Origin of the sequence: Armatimonas rosea (genome assembly GCF_014202505.1) — a bacterium.
GTDB classification, from domain to species: Bacteria; Armatimonadota; Armatimonadia; order Armatimonadales; family Armatimonadaceae; genus Armatimonas; species Armatimonas rosea.
The window spans coordinates 353616-365623 of the sequence record NZ_JACHGW010000002.1; the positions used below are offsets into that span (position 1 = coordinate 353616).

At 63.4% G+C, this 12008-nt stretch carries 11 protein-coding genes; 2 read left to right on the forward strand and 9 right to left on the reverse strand.

The annotated features are described in order from the left end of the window. Positions 1–20 precede the first annotated feature (20 nt). The 7 genes from HNQ39_RS09515 to HNQ39_RS09545 all read right to left on the reverse strand — a co-directional run bounded on the left by HNQ39_RS09515 (position 21) and on the right by HNQ39_RS09545 (position 7996). The gene (locus HNQ39_RS09515) at positions 21–431 is read right to left on the reverse strand and encodes a VOC family protein (RefSeq protein ID WP_184194481.1); all 411 of its coding nucleotides are present in this window, start codon (positions 429–431) and stop codon (positions 21–23) included. After that, entirely contained in the window at positions 432–788 is a 357-nt protein-coding gene (locus HNQ39_RS30790; protein ID WP_184194484.1) for an FKBP-type peptidyl-prolyl cis-trans isomerase, read from the reverse strand. It lies immediately after the preceding gene. Beyond that, positions 785–2662, reverse strand: a complete 1878-nt coding sequence (locus tag HNQ39_RS09525; RefSeq protein ID WP_184194487.1) for a phosphatidylglycerol lysyltransferase domain-containing protein — start codon at positions 2660–2662, stop codon at positions 785–787. The genes HNQ39_RS30790 and HNQ39_RS09525 overlap by 4 nt, the downstream gene beginning before the upstream one ends. Then, positions 2659–3003 carry an Mpo1-like protein gene (locus HNQ39_RS09530; protein WP_184194490.1) on the reverse strand — a complete coding sequence of 115 codons (345 nt, stop codon included), beginning with the start codon at positions 3001–3003 and terminating at the stop codon, positions 2659–2661. The genes HNQ39_RS09525 and HNQ39_RS09530 overlap by 4 nt, the downstream gene beginning before the upstream one ends. A gap of 196 nt (positions 3004–3199) precedes the next feature. After that, complete coding sequence (locus HNQ39_RS09535; RefSeq protein WP_184194493.1) at positions 3200–4996, reverse strand: sialate O-acetylesterase; 1797 nt, start codon at positions 4994–4996, stop codon at positions 3200–3202. Then, complete coding sequence (locus HNQ39_RS09540; RefSeq protein WP_184194496.1) at positions 4993–7086, reverse strand: alpha-L-rhamnosidase-related protein; 2094 nt, start codon at positions 7084–7086, stop codon at positions 4993–4995. The genes HNQ39_RS09535 and HNQ39_RS09540 overlap by 4 nt, the downstream gene beginning before the upstream one ends. Before the next feature lie 64 nt (positions 7087–7150). After that, complete coding sequence (locus tag HNQ39_RS09545; RefSeq protein WP_221289936.1) at positions 7151–7996, reverse strand: histidine phosphatase family protein; 846 nt, start codon at positions 7994–7996, stop codon at positions 7151–7153. Between the two features lie 58 nt (positions 7997–8054). On the opposite strand from HNQ39_RS09545, the gene HNQ39_RS09550 reads away from it, so the two are divergent. Continuing rightward, the gene (locus HNQ39_RS09550) at positions 8055–9008 is read left to right on the forward strand and encodes a hypothetical protein (protein ID WP_184194502.1); all 954 of its coding nucleotides are present in this window, start codon (positions 8055–8057) and stop codon (positions 9006–9008) included. Further along, positions 9005–10240 carry an SGNH/GDSL hydrolase family protein gene (locus HNQ39_RS09555; RefSeq protein ID WP_184194505.1) on the forward strand — a complete coding sequence of 412 codons (1236 nt, stop codon included), beginning with the start codon at positions 9005–9007 and terminating at the stop codon, positions 10238–10240. Before HNQ39_RS09550 ends, HNQ39_RS09555 begins: the two co-directional genes overlap by 4 nt. Here the strand turns inward: HNQ39_RS09555 and HNQ39_RS09560 are convergent, their stop codons facing one another. Beyond that, positions 10241–10774: a GDYXXLXY domain-containing protein gene (locus HNQ39_RS09560; protein WP_184194507.1), complete on the reverse strand. Its 534-nt coding sequence runs from the start codon at positions 10772–10774 to the stop codon at positions 10241–10243. Positions 10775–10778: 4 nt separating this feature from the next. Continuing rightward, a complete protein-coding gene (locus HNQ39_RS09565) occupies positions 10779–11942 on the reverse strand; it encodes a DUF2157 domain-containing protein (protein ID WP_184194510.1) in 1164 nt (387 codons plus the stop codon). Between the last annotated feature and the right edge of the window lie 66 nt (positions 11943–12008).

The following is a 12008-nucleotide window of genomic DNA, read 5'->3' on the forward strand; positions in this document are numbered from 1 at the left end:
TTGTAGCACAGGGCTAGTGCCTAGTTGTCGCCGCCGCTGTGCGTGGGCTCCAGCAAGTCCCAGAGGTTCCCGTAGAGGTCCTGGAACACCGCGACCGTCCCGTAGCTCTCTTGTGTCGGCTCTCGGACAAAGACCACGCCCTTGGCTTTGTAGGCCGCAAAGTCGCGCCAGAAATCGTCGGTGTAGAGAAAGAGAAAGACCCGGCCACCGGTCTGGTCGCCCACCCGCGCGCGCTGCTGCTCGCTCGTCGCCCGCGCCAGCAAGAGCCCCGATTCCTTGGCTCCGGGCGGCGCGACCACCACCCAGCGCTTGTCCTGGGCAGGCTGGTAGGTGTCTTCCCGAAGCGTGAAGCCCAGCGTGTCCACATAGAAAGCAAGCGCTTCGTCGTAGTCACGGACAACCACGGAGACAAGGCCAAGAGACTGTGGCATTTAAGATGCCTCTTCCCGATCGTCTGTCGTCGCAAGGACGATCTCCGAAGACTTAATATCAAAAATAAGTGCTGCGTTTGCAGGGACGCTCCCTAGCGCCATGTCACCATAGCACAAATGGGGGCTTGCGCGAAACCGGCGTACTCCGCCCGAACGGAGCCCCTCCAATCCGTACCGAAATCCCGCGACAAAGTCCCGGTCGCCCACGGTATACATGGCCTCCTGGTCTTGGACGAGAAAATCCCCGCGACAGAGCTGAATGTCGTACCGCAGGCGCACACAGTCGCCCCTTTTTAGCTCAGGGCCACTCCCGATGGTCTCTGAGAGGATTTTGATTCCTGACTTTGGCGAGGTCATGTTTGTTCGCTTTTGTTCAAACCGCTGCAATCGACCGCTCCATGGCTCATAAAGTCCTCCCGTTTGTGCTTCCAGATACTCGCCAGACGATAAAACGGCTTGCTCGGGTCGAGATGGTGCACGAGATGGAAATTTTGCCCCAGTAGCAGCCAGGTCAGCCAAGGGGAGCTGCGCACCGAGGTCGCCTGGTAGGGTGTTGTTGCTTGGTGCGGCGCATGAGGAAGCCAGGAGAAGGTCGCCGCTAGCGTAAACAGCGCCAGGCGCGCGGGAAGAATCCAGCCCAGCAACAAGGCACGAAAGAGAGAGGGGTGGAGCAACCCTGCGCCAACGGCGAGCGCAACATAGACACTTCCGCAAAGCACAAGGTCCGCCCGTTCAAGCCAGGGCCTGGTTGTCCATCGTGAAAGGTAGAACCGCAGGTAGCCGATGTCTTGGGTCAGCCAGCGCAGAGGGACGGCCCAGCTTGGTCCCGCTCCGCACCAAAAATCGGGGTCGTCGGTGGGGACATTGGTGTGCAGGTGGTGCTCGCGGTGGAGGAAGCAATACGGGCGAAACGCTCCTGTCAAGAGTACCGAGCAGAGATGTCCCACGGCTGCATTCAGGACTTTCCCCCGAGAGACATTGCCATGCACGGCTTCGTGGATGGGGGTAAACCCGGCGAAGGCGGCCACGAATCCGATTCCCACCGATAGCCATGCGGGGAGCCAGCCTTGGAAAGCACCGACCACGGCCAGCGCCATCGCGGTGCAGCAAGCGACCGCCAGCAGCGAGATAGGGAGATCGAGAGCGGGCTTTGGGGACGGTGTTTCGGAAGGCGGGGCCGCTTGTCGCTGTAGCCACTGACGGGCCCAGCGGCCGAGCGCGCGGGCGGCAAACCGCGGAACCCAGCCGTTGGCGAACGCCATCAAGATGGCACGGATGGTTAAAAAACTGACTTTTCCGCTGGAGACGATGTACACGGGCTCCCACGCGGAAGGCTTCATCTTGTCACGAAAGCGGTACAGGCCTTCTAGGTTATAGAGCCAGCCCATCGAGCGTGCGCAGACACGCAGCAGCCTTGTGAGCCACACATGATTTTGGGAGTTTTGCTCCGCATCAAGCCCTGCCAGTGCCACCATTCCTAGGCTCACCACCTCAGCGCCTTCGTCGCGCAGCTGGCACATCACCGCATCCACCAGGGACTCCCCACAACCGGCGGGCGCCTCGGGGGGGATCATCATGTCTTCAAGAAGCCAGCCATTCCGGCCGTAGATGGGCACGCAGACAGCGAAGCCATGGACAACTCCGTCCGACTCGACCACAAAGTAGCGGCGACGTTCCGCGTGCTGAAACAGCTCTAGGGTCACCATAAAACCCATCGGGGGGAGCGCCTTTTGCTCCGCCCACGAGTCGACAATCTCTACAAAGCGCTTTCGGAGCGGCGTGCCTGGGGCGACCTCGCCACAATCAATCAGCCGGACGGTAACACCGGCTCGTCTGGCCTTGCTGAGCCGGTTGCGTAGCTTGCCAGAGCTGCCCAAAACCTCTTGCCACTGCGCCGGATTCCAGACCGCGGCAAGCCCGACCAGCAAGGCATCAAAGGAGCCGCCAAGCCGCTCAACGAGGGGCCGAGTTACGCCGAAAAAAACGACCTTACGTCCCTTCTTCCTTGCCGCTTCACGAAACGCGCTGGCAACCGCGAGGGTCTCCTCCGAGGCGCAGAGCGGCCCCCCGACCGCGACCCAGTACCCTCCCCGGTCGGCGTACGCCACCATGGCATCGCCCTTGCTCCACACCGAGAGCCCCGGCTCCAGAACCATGAACGAGTGGAGGTTGCGACCGTACTTCGCCAGCGCTTCGAGCAACCGAGCCTGCTGGGGCTCAGACTCCCTCATGGCTTGCTCTTGGGTGCACGCCCATGCGTGACGGACTGCCTACCCCTGAAGATTTCATAGGTGGTAAACCAGCTCCCAAGCGCCGCGAAGATAGGGGATTGGTCGATGCTACGGTGCGTCTTCTCAAACAGAATGTGGCCTAGATAGGGCGGGCCAAGCTGGAACCAGACGCCCAGGGCAAAGAGGGGGAGGCTCAGAAACCAGGCACCGAGTCCGCAGAAAACCAGCGCCGAGAGATTGCTCAAGAAGTGAACCCACCGGTTCAGCGGAGCAGCGTGATCGGGCAGGTAGATACTTTCGTAGAACTCACCAAAGGATCTCCGAAACTCGCCGCTAGCCATCTCAACGTCTCCTATCTTATGGACTTAGTGAGATTATACCCCTTATCGAAGTAGGCCTGGACAACGAGTGTCCGGGCTTGAGAGGGCGATCAACCCGCCTGCGGGTACCCGGCCTTCGTCGCCAACCGAATCGATTGGGCACGAAGGTGTCCGTCGCCCTTTTAAGCCCAAGGACTTGTTCCTAGGGCACTACGTGCTACTGCCGCTCCAGCCAAGGCGCGACTTTCTCGACCCAGCGGGCGGCGTGTTCGCGGAGGCCGGGGCCGCTGAAGTGGACGCCTTTGCCGCCGGTGTCACGCCACTCGGACGTGAGGGCATCGCTGTCGGGGCCTTGCAGGGCGAGGCGCTCTTTCCAGAGGGCGGCTTGGGCGGCGCGAATCTCGGGCGAGGACTCGTCACCGGGGACATGGTAGCTCACTTGGGCCACAAACCACGGCGCATTCCAGCCGATCGCCCGGCGCGAGTCGCGGATGAGCTTGGCGAGGTAGTCGTGGTAGAGGGTCCCCGCCAGGGTGCGCGTCGTGTCTCTCTGGTTGGCATCGCTCTCGCCCTGGTGCCACAAGACCGCGCGAAAGCCGCGTGTGCCGAGCGGCTTCATGCGGCTGGTGAACATCACAAACGCCTCCCCTTTGGACTCCCAGAGACCGTCGGCGCGTCTTTGGACACGGCTCTCGATGGTCGGGGGATTGGGAAACGTGCTGCCTTGGGGAAGCCATTCGCGGACACTGCTCCCCCCGATTCCGCAGGCGATAAAGCCGACGGGGACACCAAAGCGCGTCGCGATCGCGTCGCCAAACGGAGGTAGAAAGCTCCCGCCGCCGCCGCTCGCACCGGGCTGTGGGTCGTTTGCAAGCTGCCAGCGCGTGCCCTCGAAGGTGACCACATTACCTGTCTTAGTGCTCTGTTTCTCCTCACCATGGTTGGCCGAGTTGGACTGCCCCGCCACCACAAAGACCTCACCGACTCCGACATGCGCGACGCTCGCTTCGGCGAGGACGGCATCCGCGCGCATGGCCCGGACCTCCAGACGGTACCAGCCCCCCGCGGGTGCCTCCAGTGTCGCCGTAAACGCCGTGCCGTCGAACGTCGGCTTGAGCCTTTGCCACGGACGGTCGCTCAGCCGCGCCTCCAGCACGGTGCCTTTCTCGGCAGGTGCTGTGAGCGTGCCGGTGATCGTGAGCTTACCCTTCGTCCGTGACGAGCGCTGGGTCACCTGGTAGTCCAAGGGGGCCGTGAGCCGCAGGCCGGTCGCCTGCGCGATCACAAAGTCCACTAGCTCCTGGCACTGGAAGAACCCGGGCCACATGTTGTGTCCCTGGCCGGGCGGGACGATCAGCTGCATCTTTCCGCCCAGCGCCTCGTAGCGTCGCTTGACCTCACCCGCATTCTTTTCCAGCGGCACAACCGTGTCGCTATCGCCCTGGATGGCGAAGAGGGGGACCTGTGCCTTTGCCAGCCCGGCCAGCTTCTCGATCGGGTTGTGCTCCTTCAGCCTGGCGAGCAGCTCGGCTTCCGTCAGGTGGTAGGCCCCGCTTGCCTTTGCGGCGCCGGGATAGCTGGTCAGATCACAAACCGGGTAGATTCCGGCAAAGCCCGCCACTTTCTCGGGGTTCTCCACCGCCCAGCCCAGGGTCATGAGCCCGCCGCGGCTTCTGCCCAGTAGCACCGGTTTTGCCGCAAAGCCGCGCTTCTGAGTGAGCTCCGTGTGGAGCGCGGTGAAGAGTGCGCGGCCATCGGGGCTCCCGTAGGACTCGCCCACATCGATTCCCGCAACCGCGATCCCCGCCGCTGCAAAGCGCTCAAACATCCAGCGCTCCTCGGGGCCGGGCAGACCGGGGAGCGTGGGGGCGTACCAGACCCAGGGAGTGGGCCGACTGATGGGCTTGCCCTCCGGGAGAGGCGGGAGGATCACAAACGCAGGTCGCCCTGCCACGGTGAATGTCTCACCGGGCAGGGGGCGGGTCTTCGTGGGAGCTTGGAGAGGTTCTCTCATAGTAGATCGATCTCGTAGATGGACCAGTGGTAGGTGGGGCTGGTGCCGGTCTGGGTGATGCGGACGAAGCGGGCGGTCTGGGGAGCAAACGTGATGGTGGTGATCCCGAGCTCGCCCTTGCCGGTGGCGACCGGCGAGCTCCAGTGGGTGCCGTCTTGGGAGACCGTCACCGCGTAGCCCACGGGCGAGTCCCAGAGCGCCCAAGTGTTGTCTAGGACGATCTTGAAGAAGCGCTCCGGGCGCTGGAGGTCGAGCTGGAACCACTGGCCGGGGTACTGGGTCTTGGTCATGTCCCGCCAGCCCGTCCAGTGGTCGCCGTCGATGGCGCTGCTGGCCGGAACCGCGATAGGGATCTTAGCACCGCTGAAGAGAAAAGAGCTGTCGGGCACGGACGCCGACGCGACCCAGTGCTTCTTCTCCAGCGGCTTGACCTTTTTAACGGGCTTTGGCGCGGGCTTGGGCGACGTGAGCGGCAGGCTCCCGAGGCCGCGGAGCTTCCACGTGCCCGTGGGAACGGAGAACGTGACATAGTCCGCGTCCTCCCCGAGAAACGCCACCCCCACCGGAGTGCGCTGGGCACGGCCACTCTCCCAGAGCGTTCGGTTGCCGAGCTTGATCGCCTTCAGCGCCGAGAAGGCCGCCTTGGGAATCCCGACAATGGCTTTCGTCGTTGGCGGCGCTGTCACCGTGAGGGCGTACTCGGTCTTGGTCTTCTTGATCGCGACCGTCACGCTGCCCTTCACCGTAGGGACAACGAGATTTATCTCCGTCAGAAACGCCTCTTTGGGCAAGACGTGGAAGGTCGCCCAGCCGGGCTCCACCGGGGTGACACCCGTGATGCTCTGGGAGAGGATCAGCGCGGGCGGGTTCCAGCCATGGTTCAGCGACGATGCATCGTCGAAGGCGTCTATCCGCGATGCCCACCAGCGGTCGTAGTGCTCCCAGAGGGTGGTGAAGGTGCAGGGGATCATGGTCTTGTAGCGCTCGTACATCCGAAGGAGCGCGTACTCTTGCCGCCCCATCGTGCAGAGCGCCTCAAAGACCCACCGGTCGAAGAAACAGCTCGCGTAGGTCTTCTTGGTCAGGACATTCTCGTAGATCGCGTCCCACTTCCCGCGCTCCGCCAGCCCGACATTCACCGCCATCGCATTGGCACGGTCATCGGGCGTAGTGACCTGCGCGGACTGGTAGTAGCTCCCCTTCCAGAACTGGCTGTCGAAGCTCGCCTGGATCGCGGCCCGCCTCCGGTCGAGCTCGGGCACATCAGAGTCATGGCCCGTGGCGAGCGCGATCTTCTTAAGCGTGCCGAGGCAGTTGTAGAAGAAGCATGTCTCCGTTACCGCGATATCCTTGACCTCCTTGCCCCAGTCGAACCACGTCCGCTTGCCAAATGGATACGTTTCAAACAAAAACCGCTTGGTCTGCTCGTAGATCTTCCGTAGCGACTCCAGATCGCCGGTGTGCAAGTAGTAGAACCACAGCCCGTAGTCTCCGAGGAACTCCAAGTGCTGGCCGGGGTAGAACTTGGGCTCTAGCTTGCGTAGCACCAGCTCCTTGGCCAGTGTGTGCGCTCTCTGGTCAAAGACATAGAAACACTGGTTCAGCTCCGGCGTCCCATCGCCCCAGAAGCCGACCCGCTCCCGGTCGGGACAGTCGTAGAAGTGGTCCCGCATGCAGATGTAGGCCGTGCGCGCCGCCTTGGTCCAGAGCGTGTTGTAGTCGCTATCGTTGCAGACAAACGAGCCGGCAAAGCTCGTGTCGTAGCCCGTCTCGCGGTACTGCACGGCTCGAACCGTCATCCCCGCTGGAATCGTGTAGACCGCGCCCTCGCCACTGACCCAGTTCTTCGCCTCGTAGCGCTGCACGCCCGGCTTGGCCGTGCAGGTCTCCGTAGGCGTCAGATAGAGCACCAGCGGGTTGCTGGAGTTGAAGGAAATCTGCCCCCCGCTGGGGCTCTCCACCTCGATCCACGGCTGAAAGTGGCAGTTGTACGGCATCGTGCAGACCAGCTTCCACGGCACGTCCTCGACGTGCGGTAGGTCCTTCGACGTTCGCAAGTAGGGCTTCAGCCCAAAGTCTTTAATGGCCATATTTTTACTTCGCCCAATTCCAACCGGCGGCATACGGGCGTGGATAGAAATACAAATCCCTCTCTTATGGTCGCTCAGGATTGTTACACAGGCATTGAATCTGGGCCCCATCATAGGGGCTAGGGTCCTCTGGTGAACGGAGAATAATAACCCCCGTGCCGTGGCACTCGGAGCACGAGGGATTCGGAATACTGCGCTCTTTAAAACCACGATTCCATGCTAATAGCTGCCAGTCCTGACCTTCTCGAAGAAAGGGATTCTCTTCAAATTGTCCGCCGCGTTCGGCGCACTGACGGCCTTGCTCGTGGAGTGCGGCGAGATGCTCCTCAAAGTCATCGATGGCTTTCCAATGAAAGTGGGCGGTGCGTGGCTCTAGGGTGAAGGCGAAGTAGTTGCCTCCCGCGTTGGGGGGCTGGTCCCAGCGCCGACTGATCGGCTCGCCGGTCAGGTGGCAGTAGAGCAGGGTTCCGACTGCGCCGTGGGAGACAATTGCGATTGGGCCGTCGGTGGGATCGGCGGCGACCAGGGCCTCGACAGCGCTCACGATTCGGTTCTGGGCAGCGCGTGCCGTCTCCCAGCCACGCACGGACTGCTCGGGGTGGGCGAAGAAGACATTGGCGACCTGCTCGAACTCGTCGGGCGGGAGAAACCCGGTCGCCGATCGGTCGTTCTCCCCGAGGGCCTCGAGCTGCGTAAAGCCAAGACCGAGGAGATTGGCCAGCAGCTCGGCACCGTCGATGGCCTTCTGCTCCGTGCTGGAGTAGATCGCCGTGAGGGTAGGGACCCAGGGCTGGCGCAGGCCCTGCTCCATGCGCTCCCGCCCGCGCTCCGAGAGCGGCCACTGCGGCACGGGCACCGCGGGGTCGATTTTTACATTGGGGTGGGTGATGAAGTAGATGAGCTTGGGCATTTGTGGGAAGTTTAGCACAAAGGAGCTACCCGTGTTCAGGCGGCGGCTATAATAGGCCATGGAGATTTTTCCTCAGAACCTGAGTAGCCGCTACCATATCGAGCTCGTGCGGCGACGCTCTGCCAAGGGGGTTGCAGAGCCGAGGGTGGATGAGCCTATCCCCAAGCCGGAGCTGGGGAAGATGGGGCGTTACTGGGCCCAGAGCATGGAACTTACTGAGGAGCAGGCGGCTCTCGCGGCACCGGCAGCCGCACCAGGAGCCAAGAGTATGGCGGCGCTGACGATGATGATGGGAGGACTCTTTGCTGTGCTTCCCGCCATTGTCGTGGGGGCGTCGCTGCGCAACGCAGCACTGGGATTTTCTGTCTTTGGCGCGGGCACGACCGCGCTTTGGTTTCTTGCCCATGGCCCCGTTGCCCAGTTTGTCTTTCGAAAGGCGCACGAAGCACTCACACCTAAAGAAGTGGAGGACATGATCAGCCGCTGCCAGGATGAGCTGACAAAAGCCTATCTTCAGCTCGTGCGCGATGCGGTGCTGGTCGAGGCCAACGACGCGACAGCACTCAAGGTGCGCGAGGCGCTCTCGGCGCTCGGGGAGGCCATTGAGGCGCTTCCTGCCGTCGTGATCCAGCCGCAAGATAGCACGCTACTACAGCGGCAGGCGCGGGAGCTGACCGAGCGCGCTGCGACCGAGACCGACCCCGTGATCTCCGCCTCGCTCCTGCGCCAGGCCGAGTCCGCCGAGCAGCGCGCCGAGAGCCAGGAAAAATCCGCGCTCGTGGGGCGCCGCGCCACTGTTTTGCGTGAGGAGATTCTCTCCAAGATCGCCGCGCTCCGGGACGCAATCGCGGCGCAGCAGTCGGGTGCACTCGATGCCACGGCGCTCGCTGCGCTCTCGGAGTCCGCCCGCAGTGTCGCCAAAGAGTCGCAGAGCGCCGCCTCCGCCCAAGACGAGCTCGCACGCTTTCTCGCTCCCCAAGAAACGCCACTCGTACAGAAAGTCCAGCCATGAACCGTCAAGATTTCCCGCTCGTCCCTGCCCAAGAGTGCCGCCCGCGCCAGGGGCTCCCGAACTTTTTAGCAAAGGCAAAGAAGCCCGGTGCCGAGGTCAAGATCGGCTATCTGGGGGGCTCGATCACCGCGCAGCCCGGCTGGCGGCCCAAGACCCTGGCGCACTTTCAGAAGGCATTTCCTGAGGCAAAGTTCTCGGAGATCAATGCGGCCATCGGCGGCACGGGCTCGGATCTCGGGGTCTTCCGGCTCAAGCAAGACGTCTTAGACAAGAAGCCGGACTTGCTGTTTGTGGAGTTCGCGGTCAACGACGGTGGCGCGGCACCGGAGCAGATCACGCGCTGCATGGAGGGGATTGTCCGCCAGACCTGGAAGGCGCTCCCGAGCTGCGATATCTGCTTTGTCTACACGGTCACCGAGAGCCTCGTCCCGCCGCTCTTGGAGGGCAAGTTCCCCCGCGCCGCCAGCGTGATGGAGGGAGTCGCGGAGCACTACGGGATTCCCAGCATTCATCTGGCGCTTGAAGTGGCGGCGCTGGCGAAGGCGGGGAAGCTGCTCTGGAAAGCGCCTCTGCCGAAGGAGAGAAGCGCCGACGGCCCGCTGGTCTTTGCCAACGATGGGGTGCATCCCTACCCCGAGACCGGCCACGAGCTCTATCTTCAGGCTATCGTTCGCTCGCTGGAGCCGATTGCAATGGCATCGCAGCGGGCGCGGCGGCACGGGCTGCCCAAGCCGCTGAACGGAGCAAACTACGAGAAGGCAACGCTGGTTCCGGTGAGCCCGGCGCAGCTCTCGGCGGGGTTTGTGGCGCTCGATCCGGCGAGCAACCCGGTCGCGAAGAGCTTTGCGGGGCGGATGGGCGGTGGACTTTACCGCAGCACGCAGCCTGGTGCCACCCTGACGTTCTCCTTTACCGGCACCTACGCCGCGCTCTACGATATTCTGGGGCCGGACTGTGGGCAGGTGACGGTCCTACTGGACAACCAGCCGCCGCGCCTCGTGCCGCGCTTCGATGCCTACTGTACCTACCACCGGCTGGCGACTCTTCTCATTGGTGCCGATCTGCCCGACACGCTCCATACGGTCATGATCACTCTTCACCCCGACCAGCCGGACAAGGCGAAGATTCTCGCCCAGCGCAAGGAAAAAATGGACAACCCGGCACGCTTCAACGACCGAGCGCTCTATCCCGGCGCATTGCTGATTGTCGGGGAGCTGAAGAAAGGCGCGTGACTATCGCTTGGGCGTAGGGCGCTTGGGCTCGACCGTCACCGCTTTTAGGACGGCGTGTCCTTGGGTGTCCACCCGCACCTCCGCGATGAGCTGACGGTCGTTGCGGCGCCCTTCGCGCTCCAGCTCCGGGCCTTTTCCACGGGGGACAAACCAGCTCTCGATACCGTAAGCGACGCGGCAGTGGGTCTTGTCCGCGCTGGTGACCGTCCCCTTGAGGAACGCGAAAGAGTCGGTGGGGCGCGTGCGGGAGGGGGCTCCGGGCTCCACAAAGCGGCCTGAGCGCTCAAGGGGCATGTAGACCGTCTCGCCTTTCTGCAAAGGTGGCCCCGCCAGCCAGCTACTCTGCACTTCCGAAATACTATAGCTCAGCACGACATACTCGCCGCGGAAGAAGTCCACGGGGTCGATGGGCTCGACCCGGAGCAGGACCGACTGCCCCGTGCGGAGCGTCAGCTGCCGCGCTCCCAGGAGCCCGAGTATCAGCGCCACTTGGAGCGCCACGATCAGCGCGAACCGTCTTGGAAACGCTTGCATTGCCTTACTCCCTCTCCGCCAGTTTCTTGAGCAGTGTCCGTCGCATGCGCTCCAGCGCCAGCCCGCCGCCCAGCAGGACAACTCCCGCGCTCAGGAAGAAAATCTCCATCGGGAGGCGCTCCCAGAGCAGCTCGACATAGCGGCTCAGCACCTCCAGCGCAAAGAACGCCAGCGCCAGCTGCACCCACCCCGGCTCCCGTCGCTCATAGCCGACCCAGAGGACGCCTAGAATCACCAGGAGCAAGAGAATATTAAAGCCCGTCCGTAGCAGGGCCTCGTCGATGCCGCCCCCCACGAGCAAGCCTCCCGCCAGCACTGCCAGTGCGAGGAGCACCAGCCCCTCGCCCCGCTCCAGCGGCTCTTGGCCCCGCCGGAAGAGTAGCGCAAGAGTGGTTGCCAAGGTCACCGCGCCCAAGAGCACTAGCCGAAGCTTCCCACCCGGCGCAAGGTAGGCCCACTCCGCGCTAGGGGAGCTGTAAAAGGAGAGCCCAAAATCGGCGAGGAGGGTCAAGGTGGCCAAGACCACAAAGGCACCGAGCCCGGCGAGCCCGGCGAGGCGGGGGACTAAGCGGCCTAGCGCCACGAGGAGCGTGCCCCAGAGCAGGGAGACCGCGCAGAACCCGCCGGGGCTGTCGTACCAGAACGCGGCCTCCCCACCCAGCGCGACCGTGAGCAGGATCAGGCCCAGCCCGAGCATCGCCCGCGACTCCAGGAGCCAGCCCAGCGGCAGGACACCCACGGCCCAGAGAACCAAAAGCGACGGTGCCTCGGCGTTGATGTGCATGGCCTGCGCCACCAGAAAGACATTCGCGCCGTAGAGCAGGACCCCCAGAAAGAGCAAGGCATTGCCCGTCCCATGGTAGCTCTCCCCAACATAGCGCAACCGAAAGCCCCCCCCGTACGCGAGCACCATCGCCACCAGCAGGCCACCGAGCTTTGCCGCGCCGGGGATCACGGCCCAGTTGGAGGCGACAAAGACAATCATCCCGATCCCGATCAGCAGCGCCCCCAGAAACGAGAGTGCCACCGCGAGCCTGCTCCGCGCCGGGCCATCTTGGCCATCGTAGCGCGCCAGCAAGCGCTCCGCAAGGGCGGCGTCCACCAGGCCCTCGTCGTGCCAGTGTTCCACTTCGAGCTGGAGCCGCCGAACGAACTCGGATTCTTTCATGGCTTACTGTAGCCCCGTTCTGCACTCTCTGCGTGGGGCTTTCGACGGAGTTTGTGGGCACGGGGT